Annotated in this window: 25 protein-coding genes, 2 tRNA genes and 1 pseudogene; 9 read left to right on the top strand and 19 right to left on the bottom strand. The window is 73.5% G+C overall.

Going from position 1 to position 17124, the window contains the following annotated elements; all coding sequences use genetic code 11:
- Positions 1 to 112: 112 nt before the first annotated feature.
- Positions 113 to 1063: an ABC transporter substrate-binding protein gene (locus H958_RS0123660; RefSeq protein WP_028060463.1), complete on the bottom strand. Its 951-nt coding sequence runs from the start codon at positions 1061 to 1063 to the stop codon at positions 113 to 115.
- A 131-nt stretch (positions 1064 to 1194) separates the two neighbouring features.
- Between H958_RS0123660 and H958_RS0123655 the strand changes: the two genes are divergently transcribed.
- Positions 1195 to 2280, top strand: coding sequence for an aminotransferase class V-fold PLP-dependent enzyme (locus H958_RS0123655; RefSeq protein ID WP_028060462.1), 1086 nt, complete (start codon positions 1195 to 1197; stop codon positions 2278 to 2280).
- On the opposite strand, the gene H958_RS39880 is transcribed toward H958_RS0123655, so the two are convergent.
- A complete protein-coding gene (locus H958_RS39880) occupies positions 2252 to 3256 on the bottom strand; it encodes an aldo/keto reductase (protein WP_051324739.1) in 1005 nt (334 codons plus the stop codon). The two genes, H958_RS0123655 and H958_RS39880, sit on opposite strands and share 29 nt — an antisense overlap.
- 29 nt (positions 3257 to 3285) lie before the next feature.
- Here H958_RS39880 and H958_RS0123645 point away from each other — a divergent pair, with 29 nt between their 5' ends.
- From H958_RS0123645 to H958_RS46660, 4 genes are all read left to right on the top strand, one after another.
- A complete protein-coding gene (locus H958_RS0123645) occupies positions 3286 to 3867 on the top strand; it encodes an LOG family protein (RefSeq protein WP_028060461.1) in 582 nt (193 codons plus the stop codon).
- The gene (locus H958_RS0123640; protein WP_028060460.1) at positions 3843 to 5303 is read left to right on the top strand and encodes an alpha-amylase family glycosyl hydrolase; all 1461 of its coding nucleotides are present in this window, start codon (positions 3843 to 3845) and stop codon (positions 5301 to 5303) included. Before H958_RS0123645 ends, H958_RS0123640 begins: the two co-directional genes overlap by 25 nt.
- 74 nt (positions 5304 to 5377) lie before the next feature.
- Positions 5378 to 5755, top strand: a complete 378-nt coding sequence (locus H958_RS0123635; RefSeq protein ID WP_028060459.1) for a calcium-binding protein — start codon at positions 5378 to 5380, stop codon at positions 5753 to 5755.
- Positions 5737 to 5952: a hypothetical protein gene (locus tag H958_RS46660; protein ID WP_028060458.1), complete on the top strand. Its 216-nt coding sequence runs from the start codon at positions 5737 to 5739 to the stop codon at positions 5950 to 5952. Before H958_RS0123635 ends, H958_RS46660 begins: the two co-directional genes overlap by 19 nt.
- Here the strand turns inward: H958_RS46660 and H958_RS0123625 are convergent.
- Positions 5941 to 7260 (bottom strand): M20/M25/M40 family metallo-hydrolase, encoded by a 1320-nt coding sequence (locus H958_RS0123625; protein WP_028060457.1) that lies wholly within the window; start codon positions 7258 to 7260, stop codon positions 5941 to 5943. The genes H958_RS46660 and H958_RS0123625 overlap by 12 nt on opposite strands.
- 35 nt (positions 7261 to 7295) lie before the next feature.
- On the opposite strand from H958_RS0123625, the gene H958_RS46655 reads away from it, so the two are divergent.
- Complete coding sequence (locus tag H958_RS46655; protein ID WP_196807523.1) at positions 7296 to 8693, top strand: serine/threonine-protein kinase; 1398 nt, start codon at positions 7296 to 7298, stop codon at positions 8691 to 8693.
- Here the strand turns inward: H958_RS46655 and H958_RS0123615 are convergent, their stop codons facing one another.
- Positions 8694 to 9230, bottom strand: coding sequence for a PASTA domain-containing protein (locus tag H958_RS0123615; protein WP_028060456.1), 537 nt, complete (start codon positions 9228 to 9230; stop codon positions 8694 to 8696).
- A 73-nt stretch (positions 9231 to 9303) separates the two neighbouring features.
- Positions 9304 to 10095, bottom strand: a complete 792-nt coding sequence (locus H958_RS43945) for a cupredoxin domain-containing protein (protein ID WP_051324737.1) — start codon at positions 10093 to 10095, stop codon at positions 9304 to 9306.
- A 92-nt stretch (positions 10096 to 10187) separates the two neighbouring features.
- Here H958_RS43945 and H958_RS48455 point away from each other — a divergent pair, with 92 nt between their 5' ends.
- Positions 10188 to 10508 carry an ArsR/SmtB family transcription factor gene (locus H958_RS48455; RefSeq protein ID WP_028060455.1) on the top strand — a complete coding sequence of 107 codons (321 nt, stop codon included), beginning with the start codon at positions 10188 to 10190 and terminating at the stop codon, positions 10506 to 10508.
- Positions 10505 to 11008: an SRPBCC family protein gene (locus tag H958_RS48450; RefSeq protein WP_028060454.1), complete on the top strand. Its 504-nt coding sequence runs from the start codon at positions 10505 to 10507 to the stop codon at positions 11006 to 11008. Before H958_RS48455 ends, H958_RS48450 begins: the two co-directional genes overlap by 4 nt.
- Positions 11009 to 11119: 111 nt before the next feature.
- Here H958_RS48450 and H958_RS0123595 read toward each other — a convergent pair whose 3' ends face one another.
- From H958_RS0123595 to H958_RS0123535, 13 genes are all read right to left on the bottom strand, one after another.
- Positions 11120 to 11473 (bottom strand): gas vesicle protein K, encoded by a 354-nt coding sequence (locus H958_RS0123595; RefSeq protein WP_081686207.1) that lies wholly within the window; start codon positions 11471 to 11473, stop codon positions 11120 to 11122.
- Positions 11470 to 12084, bottom strand: a complete 615-nt coding sequence (locus H958_RS0123590) for a GvpL/GvpF family gas vesicle protein (protein ID WP_028060452.1) — start codon at positions 12082 to 12084, stop codon at positions 11470 to 11472. Before H958_RS0123590 ends, H958_RS0123595 begins: the two co-directional genes overlap by 4 nt.
- Positions 12081 to 12251 (bottom strand): gas vesicle protein, encoded by a 171-nt coding sequence (locus tag H958_RS0123585; RefSeq protein WP_037411343.1) that lies wholly within the window; start codon positions 12249 to 12251, stop codon positions 12081 to 12083. The genes H958_RS0123590 and H958_RS0123585 overlap by 4 nt, the downstream gene beginning before the upstream one ends.
- On the bottom strand, positions 12248 to 12982 hold the full coding sequence (locus H958_RS0123580; RefSeq protein ID WP_028060451.1) for a GvpL/GvpF family gas vesicle protein: 735 nt from the start codon (positions 12980 to 12982) through the stop codon (positions 12248 to 12250). Before H958_RS0123580 ends, H958_RS0123585 begins: the two co-directional genes overlap by 4 nt.
- Positions 12975 to 13310: a gas vesicle protein gene (locus H958_RS39865; protein ID WP_051324736.1), complete on the bottom strand. Its 336-nt coding sequence runs from the start codon at positions 13308 to 13310 to the stop codon at positions 12975 to 12977. Before H958_RS39865 ends, H958_RS0123580 begins: the two co-directional genes overlap by 8 nt.
- Complete coding sequence (gene gvpO / locus H958_RS39860) at positions 13310 to 13537, bottom strand: gas vesicle protein GvpO (protein ID WP_231379354.1); 228 nt, start codon at positions 13535 to 13537, stop codon at positions 13310 to 13312. Before gvpO ends, H958_RS39865 begins: the two co-directional genes overlap by 1 nt.
- Positions 13538 to 13577: 40 nt before the next feature.
- Positions 13578 to 13823 carry a gas vesicle protein GvpG gene (locus H958_RS0123565; protein ID WP_028060450.1) on the bottom strand — a complete coding sequence of 82 codons (246 nt, stop codon included), beginning with the start codon at positions 13821 to 13823 and terminating at the stop codon, positions 13578 to 13580.
- On the bottom strand, positions 13824 to 14600 hold the full coding sequence (locus H958_RS0123560; protein ID WP_028060449.1) for a GvpL/GvpF family gas vesicle protein: 777 nt from the start codon (positions 14598 to 14600) through the stop codon (positions 13824 to 13826). It abuts the gene before it with no gap.
- Complete coding sequence (gene gvpJ, locus H958_RS0123555) at positions 14597 to 14932, bottom strand: gas vesicle protein GvpJ (protein ID WP_028060448.1); 336 nt, start codon at positions 14930 to 14932, stop codon at positions 14597 to 14599. Before gvpJ ends, H958_RS0123560 begins: the two co-directional genes overlap by 4 nt.
- Positions 14933 to 14935: 3 nt before the next feature.
- Positions 14936 to 15109, bottom strand: a complete 174-nt coding sequence (locus H958_RS0123550) for a hypothetical protein (protein WP_156028211.1) — start codon at positions 15107 to 15109, stop codon at positions 14936 to 14938.
- Between the two features lie 100 nt (positions 15110 to 15209).
- Complete coding sequence (locus H958_RS0123545; protein ID WP_028060446.1) at positions 15210 to 15467, bottom strand: GlsB/YeaQ/YmgE family stress response membrane protein; 258 nt, start codon at positions 15465 to 15467, stop codon at positions 15210 to 15212.
- Between the two features lie 438 nt (positions 15468 to 15905).
- Positions 15906 to 15978: transfer RNA gene (locus H958_RS0123540), tRNA-Val, on the bottom strand.
- Positions 15979 to 16005: 27 nt separating this feature from the next.
- Entirely contained in the window at positions 16006 to 16704 is a 699-nt protein-coding gene (locus H958_RS0123535; RefSeq protein ID WP_028060445.1) for a DUF2461 domain-containing protein, read from the bottom strand.
- Between the two features lie 59 nt (positions 16705 to 16763).
- Between H958_RS0123535 and H958_RS0123530 the strand changes: the two genes are divergently transcribed.
- Positions 16764 to 16834 (top strand) — tRNA-Cys (locus tag H958_RS0123530).
- Between the two features lie 163 nt (positions 16835 to 16997).
- On the opposite strand, the pseudogene H958_RS49185 reads toward H958_RS0123530, so the two are convergent.
- Positions 16998 to 17114 (bottom strand): annotated as a pseudogene (locus H958_RS49185) (tyrosine-type recombinase/integrase); the annotation flags it as partial.
- Positions 17115 to 17124: the final 10 nt, after the last annotated feature.

The raw sequence follows: 17124 nt of genomic DNA, 5'->3' as shown, positions 1-17124 counted from the left end.
GTGTGCCGGTCGTCGACCCGAGGAGCGGGAGCGATCGCGGACGCGAACCCGAGCCGCACCGTCACGGATCCGCCGGCGCCCTGCTCGGCACGCGGATGACGCTCGCGTGGGTCTACCGCTCGGCGGTGGTCGACTCCCAGACGACCTCGCCGCCCGCGACGGCGAAGCAACCGTAGGCGGTGCTGGTCGTGTGCCCGTCGGCGTCGAGCGAGTAGCGGCCGAGCAGGGAGTCGCGGTCGCGCGTAGAGCGGGCGGCGCGGACGATCGCCGCGCGGTCGCCGTCGCCTTCGGCGATCGCGTCGAGGATGAGCGCCATCGCCTCATAGCCGTAGAAGCCCCACGGCGCGTACTGGGCGCCGAAGAAGCGCGTGCGTGCGGCCGCCGAGGCGCTCAGCTCGCGCGTCAGCCGCGGCATGGCCACGCCCTCGGTGCCGAGCAGCCACAGCTGCGGATCGAGCGCGTGGAGGCCGTGCCAGAGCCCGACGGCGCCCGAGCCCGCCACGCCGGCGTAGAGCACCGCCTGCGCAGCGCCGACGTCGCCCGCCATCGGCTCGTCGTGGTCCCACACCGGCCGCGAGCGCGCGTCGATCCCGCGCCGTCGCGCGGCCTCCGTGCACATGCGCCCGACCGGGATGCCGTAGCCCTCGTCATGATCGTGCACCACGAGCAGCCGCCCCACGCCCGCCTCCTCCAGCCAGCGCGCGATCGCGCGGGCGCCGGCGGCGTCGTCGGGCATCAGCCGCACGAGCGTCGATCCGCTCAGGCCGGTGAACGTCGCGACCGGCGTGACCTCCAGGAGGCCGGCCTGCGAGAGCACCGCCGCCGAGCGCATCACCTGGGAGGAATGGAAGTCGCCGAGGTACGCGAGGGCATGCGGGTCGCCGGCGGCGCGGCGCGCGTTGGCCGCGGCCCGCGCGTCGCGATCCTCCCCCGCCGCGTCGAGCACGACCAGCTCGGCGCCGCCGGCCCGCTCGAGCGCCAGCTCCGCGCCGCGCAGCACCTCCCGGCCCGCCGCCCCGGACGGGCCGGCCAGCGGCAGGCTCGCGTAGATCCGGCCCGGCACGCGGCAGAAGCTACCGGGCCGGCGGTCTGGGTGCTCGACACGGGCGGGCTGGAGGTACACGGCGTCGTGGCCTGGCGGAGACGCAGCTCCGATGCGTCGCCCCCGCGGCGGACGCTAGGCTCGCGCGTCCCATGGACGCCGCCGCCTTTCGCTCCCACTTCCCGGTCCTCGATTCGCTCGCCTACCTGAACGCGGGCACGGACGGACCGATCGCGCGCGTGGCGGTGGACGCCGCGGCGGCGGAGCTCAGGGCGCAGGCCACCGAGGGGCGCGTCCACTCGCACTTCGAGCGCCGGCGCGCCCTTCTGACCGACCTCCGCGCCGCCTACGCCGGCGTGCTCAACTGCGACGTGGCCGAGCTGGCGCTGACGACGTCGACCTCGGAGGGCATCGGCGGCGTGCTCGGCGGGCTCGGCCTCGGGCCGGGCGACGAGATCGTCACGTCCGACAGCGAGCACCCGGGCGTGATCGGACCGCTGCTCGCGGCGCGCGCCCGCGGCGCGACGATCAAGGCGGTGCCGTTCAAGGACGTCGCCGACGCGGTCGGGGCGACCACGACGCTGGTCGCGTGCTCGCACGTGAACTGGCTCACCGGCGAGCTCGCGCCCGCAGCGCTCAAGGAGGTCCCGGTGCCGGTGCTGCTCGACGGCGCGCAGGGCGTCGGCGCGATTCCCGTCGACGTCCGCGAGCTCGGCTGCGCGGCCTACGCCGGCTCCGGCCAGAAGTGGCTGTGCGGCGCCGACGGCACCGGGATGCTGTTCGTCGACGCCGCGTTCCTCGAGCGCGTCTCCGCCACGCGCCCCGGCTACAGCGCGTTCGAGGATGCCTCGCGCGGCCTGGACTCGACCTTCAGCGCAGAGGCCCGCAAGCTCGACGCCATCTCGCTCCCGCGCGAGGGCGTCGCGCTCTCGCTGGCCGCGCTGGAGCTGCTGACGGCGACCGGCCTGGAGGACGTCCAGGCCCGCGCCGCGACGCTCGCGGGCCAGCTCGCGGACCGGCTCAGGGGGTCCGGGCGGACCGTCGCGCCGCGCGCCGCGACGACGCTGGTCGCGTGGGAGGACGCGGACCCCGAGGCGACGCGCGAGCGGCTGGCCGGGGCGGGCGTCGGCATCCGCAACCTCCCGGGCACGCCGTATCTGCGCGCGTCGGTCGGCGCGTGGAACGACGAGTCCGATCTGGACCGGCTGCTCAGCGCGCTCGACGCAGCGGCAGGCTGATCCGGTCGGGCAGCCCGGACTGCTCGATCAGCATCCGCTGCGGGTAGGTCTCGGGTGGCGGCGCGTGGCTCGCGAGCCGCGCGTACTCGTCCTCGGTCAGCGTGAGCTCCGCCGCGGGCAGCAGGTCCTCCAGCTGCTCGAGCGTGCGAGCGCCGACGATCGGCGCGGTGACGCCGGGCGTCGCGAGCAGCCACGCGAGGGCGACCTGCGGGATCGTGGCGCCGCGCTCCTGCGCGATCGCGCGCGCCTCGTCGACGACGCGGAAGTTGCGCTCGATCGCGCGCCGGTGCATCGCCTCCTCGAGATCGTCGGAGGCATCGGCCATGCGGCTGCCGGCGGGCGGCGGGGAGTCGCGCTCGTACTTGCCGGTGAGGAAGCCCGCGCCGAGCGGTCCCCACGGGATCACGCCGAGGCCCGCCGCGCGGCAGAACGGCAGCAGCTCGATCTCCGCCGTGCGCTCGACGAGCGAGTACTGCGGCTGCAGCGAGACGAACGGCGCCCAGCCCTCGCGGTCCTGCGTCGCGACCGCCCACGCGAGCAGCCAGGCGGGGAAGTTCGAGGCGCCGAGCGCGCGGACCTTGCCCGCACGCACCAGGCCGTCGAGCGCTTCCAGCGTCTCCTCCAGCGGCACGTCGGGATCCGGCCCGTGCAGCTGGTAGAGGTCGATCTCGTCGATCCCCATCCGCTTCAGGCTCGCGTCGCAGCCCTTGCGGATCTCGTCCGGGGCCAGCCCGTTCAGCCAGCGGATCTTCGTCGCGATCACGACCTCGTCACGGTGCGCGGACAGCCACGGCGCGAGTGTGCGCTCGGAGCCGCCGGCGTCGTAGACGTCGGCGGTGTCGACGAAGGTGCCGCCCGCCGCGACGAAGCGGTCGAGCAGGCGGTGGGACTCCTCGGCGGGCGTCTTTGAGCCGAAGAACATCGCTCCGAGGCAGATGCGGCTGACCTCGAGCGGGCCGAGCGGTGCGCGGTCCATGGTTCGCTAGGGTCGCAAACGTGAACGAGTTGCGCTCCGTGACCGTCTACTGCGGCTCCAATCCCGGCGCCGACCCGGCGTTCGCGGACAAGACGCGCGAGCTGGCGCGCCTGCTCGCCGGCTCCGACATCCGGATCGTCTACGGCGGCGCCCGCGCCGGGCTGATGGGCGTACTGGCCGACACGGCGATGGACGCGGGCGGCGAGGTCGTCGGCGTGATGCCGCAAGCGCTGATCGACCGCGAGATCGCGCATCGCGGCCTGAGCGACCTGCGCGTCGTGGGCTCGATGCACGAGCGCAAGGCGCTGATGGCGGAGCTGGGCGACGCGTTCATCGCGCTGCCGGGCGGGATCGGGACGCTCGAGGAGCTGATCGAGGTCTACACCTGGAGCCAGCTCGGCATGCACCGCAAGCCGGTCGGCGTGCTCAACGTCAACGGCTACTACGACGCGCTCGGCGCGTTCCTCGACGTCGCCGTCGAGCAGCGGTTCCTGCGCGCCCAGCATCGGGAAGTGTTGAGCTTCGATGCAGAACCCGAGACGCTCCTCTCGCACCTGGCCCGCGCGGAGCCGCCGCCACTCGCGAAGTGGCTGACCGAAGCGGAGACCTGAGCCCCTGGTGGCGGGGCGGGACGATCTACCAGGTCTACCCGCGTTCCTTCCAGGACGCGAACGGCGACGGCGTCGGCGATCTCGCCGGCATCCGCGAGCGGCTGCCGTACCTGCGCGCGCTCGGTGTCGACGGCGTCTGGCTGTCGCCGTTCTATCCCTCCCCCATGGCCGACTTCGGCTACGACGTCTCCGACCACCAGGGCGTCGACCCGCTGTTCGGGACGCTGGAGGACTTCGACGCGCTGGCGGCCGAGGCGCGGCGGCTCGGGCTGCGCCTGATCCTCGACTACGTCCCGAACCACACCTCGAGCGAGCACCCGTGGTTCCGCGAGCACCCCGAGTACTACATCTGGCGCGAGGAGCCGAACAACTGGGTCAGCGTGTTCGGCGGCTCCGCCTGGGAGCCGCGGGACGGGCGGTTCTACTACCACGCGTACCTCCGCGAGCAGCCTGACCTGGACTGGCGCCGCGACGACGTGCGCGAGCGGATGCTCGGCGTCCTGCGCTTCTGGTGCGAGCACGGCGCCGACGGCTTCCGGATCGACGCGCTGCGCCAGACGATCAAGGACGCGCAGTGGCGCGACAACCCGGTGAACCCGGACTGGGACGGCCGCGACGAGTACGACTCGCTGATCCCCGCGTTCACGACCGACCAGCCGGAGGTGCAGGAGCTGGTCCGGCAGTTCCGGGAGACCGTCGGCGAGCGGCTGCTGATCGGCGAGCTGTACCTGCCGATCGAGCGGCTGGTGGCCTACTACGGGTCCGGGCTGGACATGCCGGCCAACTTCCACCTGCTCTCGACCGCGTGGGGCGCGGCGGAGATCGCCGCGCTGGTGGAGCGCTACGAGGCGGCGCTGCCCGACGGCGCGTGGCCGAACTGGGTGCTCTCCAACCACGACCGCCCGCGCGTCGCCTCGCGCACCGGCCAGCCCGCCGCGGCGGCGATGCTGCTGCTCACGCTGCGCGGCACGCCGACGCTCTACTACGGCGACGAGATCGGCATGACCGACGTCGAGATCGAACCCGGGCGCGAGCAGGATCCGTGGGGCGGCCGCCGCGACCCGGCGCGGACGCCGATGCAGTGGGACGCCGGCGGCGGCTTCTCCGCCGCCGAGCCGTGGCTGCCCTACGGCGATCTGCGCGTGAACGTGGCCGCGCAGCAGGACGACCCGGCGTCGCTGCTCTCGCTCCACCGCCGCCTTCTGCGCGCCCGCCGCGACTTCGCGCTCGAGGGCTACGAGACCCTCGCCGCCGACGGCGTGCTCGCATACCGCCGCGGAGGCTTCGTGATCGCGCTCAATCTGGGTGCCGACGCGGCGGCGACGCAACTCACCGGTGAGATCGCGGTCGCGACCGACGTGGCGCGCGCGGGCGAGCATGTCCGCCGGGAGACGGTTCTCGGTCCCGGCGAGGGAATCGCGCTCCGCGTGCCCTGATTGCGCGTTATACGCAGCAGAGCTTCCACGGACGAGGAGACTGCAATGCGTATGACGCTACGAATGCGACAAACGTGACGCGTGTCGTGCTCAACGGCGGTGACAAGAGCGACGCCCTCTCCGCGCAGGTCGACGTTCCCACCGAGATCAATGGCCGCGGAGGACCGGACGACCTGCGCTCCGGCACTGGGCCGGCCGTCCTCGACGGTGGCGCGGGGGACGATCGCCTCCAGGTCAGTGCCGACGGCGACGACACGATCATCGGCGGCGAGGGCGCCGACACCCTCACCTTCTCGACCGAGCTCAACAGGCGTCTCTGGCACGAGATCACGCTCGACGGCGTCGCGCGTGAGGGCAAGCGCGCGCCGTCACCGTCAAGCGCTTCACCGCCTCGCGCCTGTCGCTGCGCGCCGCGCGCTCCTGCGGCGCGCTGGTGGTCAACGGCAAGCTGACCGTGCCCGCGCGCGCCACCTGCTCCGGGCACGTGCGCGTGACCGCGAAGGCCCGCGGGCGGACGCTCGCGCGGACGGCGAGGCTCTCGCGCGGCTGCGCCTACATGGTGCGCCTGCGCGGCGTGCCCGCAGGGGCGAAGCTGACCTCCGCGTTCGGCGGCACGCACGAGATCGCGCCTCGGGGGTCAGCCCGCTAGCTCACGCAGCAGCAGGGCTTCGGCCAGCGCGATCGCGGCGACCTCGTCGAGCGAGACGGACTCGTTGGCGGCGTGGATGCGCGCGTGGTCGGAGTCCTGCGCGCCCCAGAGGACGAACGCCGCGTCCGGGTACGCCTCCCGCAGCGTGGCCACGAGCGGGACCGAGCCGCCGCTGCCCATCCGCGCCACCGGCGTGCCGTAGGCCGCCGCCAGCGCGCGCTCGGCCGCCCTCGACTCGCCGTCGAGGGCGATCGGCGTGCTCGCCGGCTGGACCTCGATGCGCACATGCGCGCCCCACGGCACGCGCTCCTCGAGGTGCCGCCTCACCGCCTCCATCGAGCGCACCGGATCGGCGTGCGGCGGCACCCGCACCGCGACCTTCGCCCGCGCCGACGGGATCACGATGTTGCCGGCCTCCTCGACGCCCGGAGCGTCGAGCCCCAGCACGCTGATCGCGTGCTTGGCCCACAGCCGATCGGCCACCGACCCCTCGCCGATCAGCGCGACGCCGTCGAGCACCTGCGCCTGCCGGCGGAAGTCCGCCTCGGGCAGCTCGGCGCCCGGCCAGTCCCCGTCCTGGAGCCCCTCGATGGCGACCGCTCCGTCGTCGTCGTGCAGCGTCGCCAGCATGCGCACCAGCGCGAGCAGCGCGTCGGGCGCGGCGCCGCCGAACTGGCCGCTGTGCAGGGCGGTCCCCAGCGTCGAGAGCTCCACCGTGAGCTTGCCGTGTCCGCGCAGGGACTCGGTCAGCGTCGGCTCGCCGAGCTTCCAGTTGCCGTCGTCGCAGATCACCATCAGGTCCGCGCGCATCAGGTCGGGGTCGGCCTCGACCACGCGCGCCAGCCGCTGGCGCCCGTTCTCCTCGCCGCCCTCGATCAGCACCTTGACGCCGACCGGCGGCTTGCCCGCCCACGCCCGCAGCGCCGCGAGGTGCGCGGCGATGCCGGACTTGTCGTCGGCAGCGCCGCGGCCGTGCAGCCGGCCGTCGCGCAGCACCGGCTCGAACGGATCGCCGATCCAGCCGTCGTGCGACGCCGGCTGGACGTCGTAGTGCGCGTAGAGCAGGACCGTCGGCGAGCCCGGCCATTCCGCGAGCACGCTCGGCGCCTCGTCCGGCACCTCGACGGCCCGCACGGACGGCGCGCCGGCGTCGCGCAGCAGGCCGATGACGAGCTCGGCCGCCGCGTTCAGCGGCTCGCGCGGGAAGCCGGGGAACGCGATCGAGGGGAGCGCGACGAGGCGCTCGAGGTCGGAGCGGATCCGAGGCGCATCCGCGCGCACGGCCTCCCGCAGGGTCTGCTCGTCCATGACCCTGACGCTATCCGCTGCGTCACAATCGACCGGTGACCGACGTCCTCGAAGGCGCTCACATCGCCGGGTGCCGGATCGAGTCGGTCGCCGGCCGCGGCGGCATGGGCATCGTCTACCGCGCCACGCAGCTCTCGCTCGCGCGGCCCGTCGCGCTCAAGCTGATCGCTCCCGAGCACGCCGCCGACGCGGGCTTCCGCGAGCGCTTCGAGCGCGAGTCGCGGATGGCCGCCGCGATCGATCACCCGAACGTGATCCCGGTCTACGGCGCGGGTGAGGAGGACGGGCGGCTGTACCTGGTGATGCGCTGGGTCGCGGGCACCGACCTGCACCGGCTGCTGCGCGACGAGGTCCGGCTGGAGCCCGTCCGCGCGGCGCGCATCGTCGACCAGGTCGCCGGCGCGCTGGACGCCGCGCACGCCGCCGGGCTCGTGCACCGCGACGTCAAGCCCGCCAACGTCCTGCTGAGCGGCGAGCACGCCTACCTGGCCGACTTCGGCCTCACGCGCCTGGCGGGCGCCGAGGACACCATGACCACCGACGGGCACTTCTTCGGCACGGTCGACTACATGGCCCCCGAGCAGTTCCGCAGCGAGCCGCTCGACGCGCGCACGGACGTCTACGCGCTCGGGTGCGTCCTCTACGCCGCGCTGACCGGCGCGCCGCCGTTCCCGCGCGAGACCGTGCCGCAGACGATGCTCGCGCACCTGCACGACGAGCCGCCGCGCGCCACCACGCTCTCCACCGACCTCCAGCGCGTGCTCTACCGCGCGCTCGCCAAGTCGCCCGACGACCGCTACCCGTCCGCCGGCGACCTCGGCCGCGCCGTGCTCGCCGCCGCCGAGGGGCGCTCGGTGACCGAGGCCGAGCGCTCGGTCGCGCGCGGCGCCGCCGCCCCGCGCACGCGCCGGCGCCCCGCGCCGCCCGGGCCGCCGGACGCACCGCCGGTGAAGCGCTACCGCGCGCGCGGGCGGCGGTCGGCGGCGTGGATCGCCGCGCTCGTCGCCGCGGGCGCGGCGGCGATCGCGTTCGTCGCGCTCTCGCCGCGCGACTCGCCGCCCCTGCCCGGCGAGCCGGTCTCGAGCGCCGACGTGAAGCGGCTCGCCAACGCGTTCGCCGCCTCATATGCCGACGAGGACCAGTCGCGGCTGTCGCGGCTGCTGACCTCCGACGCGCAGCGGGTCACGCCGCAGGACCGCCAGCGCGGCCGCACGAAGGTCGTGGCCGAGTACAAGCGCCAGTTCGACGGCAATCGCACGACCGACTTCAAGCTCGACGGCCTCGAGGCCCACGGCGGCCGGACCGGCCGCGCGACGGCGCACTACACGGCGACCTACGCGGGCGCGTCGCCGAGCACCGGGACGATGACCTGGATCGTCGTCAGCGACCGCGGCCGCCCGCGAATCGCGCTGATCAAGACGCAGCCGAGCTGATCAGCACCGGCGCGCGACGAGGACGGTCACCGTCGTTCCCTTCGCGACCAGCGCGCCCGCCCGCGGCTGCATCTCACAGACCTCCAGCTCGCCGGGGATGATGCGGTCCAGGAAGCTGCTGCCGTCCTCGATCCGCGGCCGCATCCCGAGGTCGCTCAGCTTCGCCGTCGCGTCGGTCTCGGAGGCGCCGGCGAGGTCCGGCAGCTCGACGCGCATGTCACGCGTGACACGCACGGCGTCGGCCTCTGAGCGGTGGCCGGGCGCGGACGCGGTGACGTCGATCACGTTCGCGCCCGGCGCGAGCGCCACGTCCGCGGCGAAGTCGCCGCCCTCGACCTGCGCCGCCACGCCATTGACCTGCACGCTCGCGTCGCCGGGCGAGACGGAGCCGTGCACCTGCACGCGCTCGGCGCGCACCGTGCCGCTGTCCTCAGGAGCGCTGAGCTTGAGCGTGACCCGGGGCCCGGCGGCCGGACGGCCTGCGCCCCCGCACGCCGCGAGGGCGAGCGAGGCGATCAGGAGCAGGGCGACGCGCACGCGCTTGAGGCTAGCCGCGCCGGTCCCGGACGGCCCCGAGCGCGGGCCGGGGCCGTCCGGGCGGCGCGCCGGGCTAGCTCGCCCGCAGCGTGCGCTTGACGCTGCGGGTGAGCTCGTGGCCGCCCGGCGGCGTGAGCGCGATCGCGACCGTCACCGCGAGCCGGCGGTGACGGCGCAGCGCGCTCTTGGCCTTCGCGTCGACACCCACCGCGAAGGACGTCCTGCCCGCGGGTGCGGATGCCCGCGTGAATCGGCCGATGCGGACCGGCTTCGTGCTCCTGCCGTCGAGGACCGAGCGCCGCGTCGCCCACACCTCCACGACCAGGCGCGAGCCGCGGATCGTCACGCCGACGCTGCCGCGCACGCGCGTGCCGTGCTGTGACGTGGCCAGCGTGACCGCAAGCGGCGCCGGCGGCGCCACCGTACCCGGCGAAAGCGGAGGCGGAGGCGGCGGGGCCGGCGTCGCGGGCGGGGCCGGCGACGGCGTCGCAACCGGCGCCTGGACCGTGATCGTGCCGGTCATGTCCGCGTGCACCGGGCAGACGAACGGGTACGAGCCCGGCGCGTCGAAGCGGCACGAGCCGGTCCAGCCCCGGCCCGGGTCGGCCGGAAGGCCGCTGCACGACGCGGGCAGCGCACCGGTGAACTCGACCGAGTGGCTGCTCGTGCCGGTCGGGTACGTGAACGTGACCGTCCCGCCGGCGGCGATCGTGGCATCGCCACCGACCCACGCGTGGTTGCTCGCGGAGTAGTCGGTCGCCGTCACCGTCGCGCTGGCCGGCGGCTCCTGCCGCGCGTACGCCGGCGCCGCCACGACCACGCCGCACGCCGCCGCCACGACCAGGTGGCGCGTCTTGAGCCTCACTCCATCCCCTCCGTCATCTCGCCAGGGATACGTCCGCGCGGGAACCCGAGTTCGACTTGACATGTGACCTTTCGGTCACCTATTCTCGTCGTGTGACCGACGACGACCGCGTGTTCAAGGCCCTCGCCGACGCCACGCGGCGCCATCTGCTGGACCGTCTCTTCGTGCGCGACGGCCGTACGCTCACGGAGCTCGAGTCCGAGCTCGAGATGACGCGGTTCGGCGTCATGAAGCACCTGCGGGTGCTGGAGGACGCCGGGCTGGTGGTCACGCGCCGGTCGGGCCGGGAGAAGCTGCACTTCCTCAACCCGGTGCCGATCCGGCTCATCCACGACCGGTGGATCGACAAGTACACGGAGCGCCAGGTGACGGCGCTCGCGGACCTCAAGAACCAGTTGGAGGCCTCGGCATGACGACCGCGGAGCAGGACGTGACGACCGTGCAGGTGTACCGGGTGTGGATCAAGGCCACCCCGCAGGCGATCTGGGACGCGATCACCGACCCGGAGTGGACCGATCGCTACGGCTACCAGGGCCGCGTGGACATCGACCTGCGGCCGGGCGGCCACTTCAAGGCCGGCGCCAGCGCGGACATGAAGGCCTACGGCGCGCCCGATGTGGTCGTCGACGGCGAGGTGATCGAGGCCGACCCGCCGCGCAAGCTCGTCCAGACGTGGCACCCGATCTGGTCCGAGGAGGCCGCGGCCGAGCGTCCGACGCGCCTCACGTACGAGATCGACGAGGGCGAGAACGGCGTCTGCAAGCTCACCGTGGTCCACGACGTCGCGGGCGCGCCGAGCGTCGCGCAGATGGTCTCGGGCGGGCTCGAGCACACGGGCGCCGGCGGCGGCTGGGCGTTCGTGCTGTCAGACCTCAAGTCGCTGCTGGAGACGGGCAGCGCGCTCGCCGGCTGAGTCGCTCCCTCCGCCCCGCCGGCGCGGCGCCGCCCGCGCCGGCGGGCTGCGGCTAAGAAGCCAGGAGACCGCCATGGACTTCCCGATCCCGCCGCTCGCGCGCGCGGCGGCTCAGAGCAGGCGGCCGAGCGGCCCGAGGTCGATGTTGAGGTCCTCGTCGCGCAGCCCGAAGATGCGCTTGAGCTCCTCCATCCGCTCCTCGAGCGCCATCAGCGTGCGGCCGAGGCGCTCGACGGTCTCGTCGTCGAGCCCGCCGGCCTCGACGCGGCGGATCGCCTGGCGCTCCATCAGCTGGCGCAGCAGCTCGATCAGCGTCAGCACGAGCTGGGCGAGCCCGCGCTCGACGTTCTCGGGCTCGGCGTCGATCCGGCGCGAGACCGCCCGCTCGAGCCGCTCGGCCTCGCGCGTGAACGGCTCGAGGTCCCGCGGGCCGGAGAGCACCTTGTCCTCGGGCCCTTCGGTCATTCCAGCGGCTCCACGAACGAGTACGCCGGCCACGGGCCTGTGCATACCAGCGAGGCTTCGGGATGCTCGCGCTGCAGCGCCTCGACGGCCGCGTTGAACGTCTCCAGCGCCGGCCGCTCGACGAGGTAGGAGCCGCGCAGCAGCTCGTCGGCTGCGCGCTCGGGCCGCCGGCAGGCGGCGACGGCGAGCACCGAGAGCCTGTCGTGCATGGCGGCCGCCTTCCGGCGGCGCGCGAGGTACGCGCGCCCATCCGGTGCGCGGTCCGGCGGCTCGATCGCGCGCACCGCGAGCTCCACCCGGCCGCGCACACGGTCGAGGCCGGCGAGCAGCTCGCCGCGCCGCTGGGCGAGCGCCTCGCGCACGCTGCCGGCCTCCGGGCGGCGCGTGCCGAAGCGCATGGGCAGGACGGCGCGCTCGGTCTGGATCGTCTCGACGACGCGCTCGTGCGTCCACAGCGCGTCGGTTGCGGGGTCGTCCGGAACGCCGTCGTGGCGGCTCGCGACGGCCAGCAGCGGCCCGTCGGCGATGCCCTCCACCGGTGCGCCGCCGAGACCGGGAACCGGCGGCAGCGGCCGCTCGGGCTCCTCGCACACCGCGTACAGCCAGATCACGCGGTCCGCTCCTCGCCGGCCGGCGTGATCAGCAGGCGCAGGGTGAGGTGGACGAGGTCGACGTCGGCGAGCGAGAGCGTGATCTCGCCGCCCAGCACGACCCCGCCGGACAGCAGCCGGTCCAGCAGGTCGACGAGCGCGACCTCGCGCTGCGGGTTCGGGCTCACCGGCTGAAGTGGTAGGCGGGCCAGGGACCGGTGACCTCGAGCGGCAAGCCGTACGTGCGCTCGAGCTCGGCGATCAGCTTGCGGAACGCGGCGACGTCGGCGTCGGTGACGAGATAGGCGGCGTTGAGGACCATCTCCCCCGCCCGGCCGGTCAGCCGGCGGTCCTGCGGCGGGCTCAGCACCGCGCCGGCGCTGTCTGCGGCCAGCCGCTCGTGGATCGCATCCGTCGCCACCTCGAGCGCCCGGCGCGAGCTCTCGGCCGCGGTCCGCTCGGCGCGCTTGCGCGCGAAGAACTCGGCGCCGCTGGCGGGCGCGGTGGCGGGCGGCGGCGGCGCCTCGGGCGCGAAGGCCTTCACGCCCCACTCGGACTTCCCGCGCAGGCGCCCGAGCGCGTCGGCGAGCGTCTTGCGCTCGCGCTCGAGCATCTCGCGCACGGAGTCCTCGCTGGAGTAGATCGTGCAGATCCGGAACGGCACGATCGCGCCGCCGATGAGCGCGTCGTCGAGCACACGCTCGTGCGCGCGCGCGAGCGCCTCGAGCCTGTCGAGGTCCTCGAGCGACTCGCGCAGGGCGTCCTCGTTGAACTCCTCGCCGTTGACGCGGCTGGTCAGCGCCGCCAGGCCGGCGTGCCGGACGAGCTCGACGGGATGGGCGGGATCGACGCCGCGGCCAGGGGGCGGGCCGGCCGCGGCGCCGTCTTCGACGCCGTAGATCCAGACGGCTTCAGACATCCTCCCGCTCCGGTGGGGAGAGCCGGTGCTCGAGCCGGTCCAGCCGCTCGCGCAGCCGCCGGTTCTCGGCCGAGACGCCGCCGGCCGCGCTGCTCAGCGCGGGATCGCTCTCCCACCAGTCGATGCCCATCTCCTTGGCCTTGTCGATCGAGGCGATGATCAGCCGCAACTTGATCGTGAGCAGCTCGATGTCGAGCAGGTTGATCTGGATGTCGCCGGCGATCACGATGCCCTTGTCGAGGACGCGCTCGAGGATGTCGGCGAGGCTGTCGCCGGAGCGCTGCTGGGCGGCCGCCCCACCGTGGCGCCGGTAGTCGAGGGATGACATCACTGGCTCCTTCCGTCGTCGGTGGCTGACCGCCGGTGGCGGCCGAGATGGCGGAAGCCGAGCAGCTCGCCGTCGTCGGAGAGCGTGACCTCGTAGGTGCCGAGGATGTCCATCGTGCTGGGGACGCGGGAGAGCTCGAGCGCCTGGACGGTGACCGTCCAGCCGCCCTCGCCTTCGCGCTTGAAGCCCATGATCGACTCGGCGGGCATGCCGGTGAGCTCGCTCACCTGCCGCCTCGCCTGCTGTACCAAGGTCGCGGCGTCCACATCACGCCCCACCGGGAAGCCCGTGCTGGGAAAGCATCTGCTCGAGCAGCTCCGCCTCCAGCGCCTCGGCCTCCTCGAAGGTGATCTCGCCGTTCGCGCGCTTGGCGTCGAGCTCGGCCAGCTTGCGCTGCGGCGACTCGCGGGAGGCGAGCTCGCGCTCGGCCTCCCCGATGAGCACCTCCGTGACCCAGCGCGCCCCGCTGACGGGGGCGAGCGGGAGCAGCAGCAATCCCTTGACGAGCCCCATTCACTGCTCGCCGGTGTGTGCGGCCTGCGCCGATTCCTGGGGCTCCAGCTCCATCGAGCTGAACGAGTACGCGGGCAGCGGCCCGATGTAGCGCAGCGCGAGGTAGCCCTCGAGCGCCGGAGCGAGCTCGGCGATCGCGGCGTCCAGCGCGGAGCGCAAGTCGCGACGGACGAGCACCTGGGCGCTCAGCGCGACGCGGTCGCTGCCGGGCGGGTCGACCTGGATGTCGCTGGCCAGCGGCCGCAGCCGCTCGAGCAGCGCGTCCGAGTCGCGCGCGCGGCGCCTGTCCATCGCCGCCGCCACGCGCTCGCCGAGCGCGACGCGCTCGTTGCGCGTCTCGAGCTCCGGGCGTCCGCCGATGATCGCGTTCAGGCGCTGGATCTCCTCGTCGCCGGCCATCGCCGCGCGCAGCAGCGCGTCCTCGGCGTAGAAGGCGCGGACGGTCATCTGCACCTTGCCGTCGAGCTCGCGCAGGAGATTCGCCAGCTCATCGCCGTGGCGGCCGAGGAGGCGGTCAATGGCCGTGTCGTCGTCGTCCATCACGATGCCGAAGCGCATCGGCACGACGGTCCCCTGCTCGACGGCCTGGCCGAGGACGCGGCGGTGCGCCTCGAGGTCCTCGCGCTTGCCCGGCTTCATGTCGTCCGGGATGTCGCTGATCAGGGCGGCGAGATCGCCGGACACGATCGTGCGGACCGTGCCGCCGGCGATGCCGTTGACACCTGGCCATGCCGCCGCGTCGGCGGCTGGGATGACACCGTAGACGTAGATGCTCATCGCTGCTCCTTCACCGGCTCGGGGGGCGCGCCGAGGATCTCGCCGAGCTTGTCGGTGACGGTCTCGATCGCGCCGGCCGTCTTGCGGCCCTCGATGATGTCCGGCACGCCGCGCTTGGGGGTGTCCAGCTGCACTCGGCCGACGGCCTCGGCGTAGCGCAGATAGGTGTCGACACTCGCGACCACCACGCGGGCGTCGATCGTCAGGATCTCGATCCCGACGAGGGAGACCCTCACGAAGACGTCGATGACGACGCCGCGATCGAGGATCAGCTCGAGGACCTCGGTGAGCGCGCCACCTGAGGGTCCTGCAGGAACGGGGGCGACGGCCATGGCTCACTCCCCCATGGCGGAGGGCTCTCCCCCGCCGGTCCCGCCCGCGTGCCTGCCGCGGAACATGATCGCGCCTGCCGCCGTCCCGACGACCAGCCCGGCGCTCCAGCTCGCGAGCGCGATCGCGCGCGTGTGGTGGTCGTGCCCGTTGTGGTGCAGCAGGCCGATGCCGGGCATCGACAACCGTGGCCCATGGTGCCGGTGGGGAATTCCGGGGAGCATTCGAGGGGACCTCCTAGGTCGTCCGAGAGCGGGCCGTGGGTGGCGGCCCGTCGTGCTACGCGTGGCGCTGGGCGCGGATCATGCGGAAGGCGCCGAGGATGATCACGACGCCGATGATCGACGAGAGCAGGCCGCCGAGATCGAACACCTCGGTGTCGCCGATGCCCAGCAGGTCCGTGAAGATCAGCCAGCCGACGACCGCGCCTGCCAGCCCCAGCAGGACGGTGGCGAAGAAGCCCATCCTGTCGTTGCCGGGCATGATCAGCCGCCCGGCGAAGCCGGCGACGATGCCGAGGATGATCGCACCGATCATGGTCGTCCTTTCCTGGGCGGGCGCACTGGGGGGAGCTGCGCGACCCGCGTGAGGCGTGGTTCAGTCCCGCCGGCCGCGACGGGCGCCGGCCGCGGCCACGTCCTCGAGGGCGCTTTCTCTGGTCATATTCCGGGTGTACCCCTGGGGCACTGGACCACCCCACGCGCGGCCTGGCGCAAGGCACCAACGGGCCAGTACGGAGAAATTCCCGCTAACTGCGATGTTCCAGAGACCAGGTGTTCGGCGCGGCGCCGCGGCCGGGATTTCGTTCGCTCGTGGGGACGCAATGAGCGTCGCCCGACCATGGTCGCCGCGCACCGCGAGGGTCGGAGCAGAACCCCTGGTTCAGTCTCAGGCGTCCCGGCGCCGTCGAGGCCCGGCGCAGGAAGCGGTCGAGCTCCGGCATGAAAAACGGCCCCGTCTCCGGGGCCTTCGAGGTGGGCGATACTGGGCTCGAACCAGTGACCTCCGCCTTGTCGAGGCGGCGCTCTCCCAGCTGAGCTAATCGCCCGGGAGGGATGCGAAGCCTAGCATCGGCTCAGAACTCGAGGTCGAGCGCGCGGCAGAGGAACCGCAGGAGCGGAGCGCCCGCCTCGCAGATGCGGGTGTACTCGTCCAGGAAGCCCGGCGTGGTGGCGACCGTCTCGCTCAGCGCGACGCTTCCGACCCACCCGTTGCGGCGCAGATCGTCGGCGTGCTCGTGATCGGCGGGGAACGCGGGCGGGACGCGCTTCTGCTGCTCGCCGCCGAGCGTGAGGCGGTCCGTGAACGGGCTCGTCTGCGTCGCCTCGCGCCAGCCGTCCGGGTCCGCGGCGATCGCGTCGCGGATGCGGTTGCGGCTGCGCGTGTCCGGCCGCCAGATCCCGCCACCGGCGAATACGTCGCCCGGCCCGAGGTGCAGGTAGTAGCCGGGCGCGTGGACATCCTTGGGCGCGACGTGGCGGAAGTGCATCCCCGTGTGCGTCTTGAACGGCGTCTTGTCCTTGGCGAAGCGCGTGTCGCGATAGATGCGGAACAGCGAGCCGCCGACGCGCCGCGGGTCCGCGCGCATGTGCGGCGAGATCTCCTGCAGCCGGTAGCCGAAGTCCTCGATGAACGCCAGCGCCGGCTCGAGCACCTCGGCCTCGTAGCGGGCCTTGTTGGCCGCGAACCACTCGCGGTCGTTGTGCTCCTTCAGGTCGGACAGGAACTGGAAGAACTCGGGATCGAACTCGCGGGTGACCTCAGGCGCGCTCATCCCCTCAGTTCAGCAGACACGAGATCCGTCCGGGACCCGTCTACGATGTAGCCCCCTCCGGCGCCGTGGCGGAGTGGCTACGCAGCGGCCTGCAAAGCCGTGTACACCGGTTCGATTCCGGTCGGCGCCTCTTCCATTTGCCCCTCTCCAGAGCCAAAATCGCTGGCTTCGGAGTTTACGGCGTCGCCCGGCGTGCCTCGAACGTGCCTCGAAAGCTGCGCCGGATCCGGCATTCCGTCGCGGCGGATCACCGCGCTCAGAAGGTCGACGTCACGCGCGGCCGGCGCGTGATGGACGTACCGCATCGTGGTCTTGATGTCCGCGTGCCCCATGTAGCCCTGCAGCTTCGACAGCTCCCACGCCTGCGCGCCCAGCGTCCCGAACGCGTGCCGGAAGTCGTGGAACGTGATCGGCTTCGCC

Origin of the sequence: Candidatus Solirubrobacter pratensis, assembly GCF_000425945.1 — a bacterium.
Taxonomy (GTDB): Bacteria; Actinomycetota; Thermoleophilia; order Solirubrobacterales; family Solirubrobacteraceae; genus Solirubrobacter; species Solirubrobacter pratensis.
Note: the sequence above shows the minus strand (reverse complement) of the source record. Positions and strands in the feature narration are given on the sequence as shown.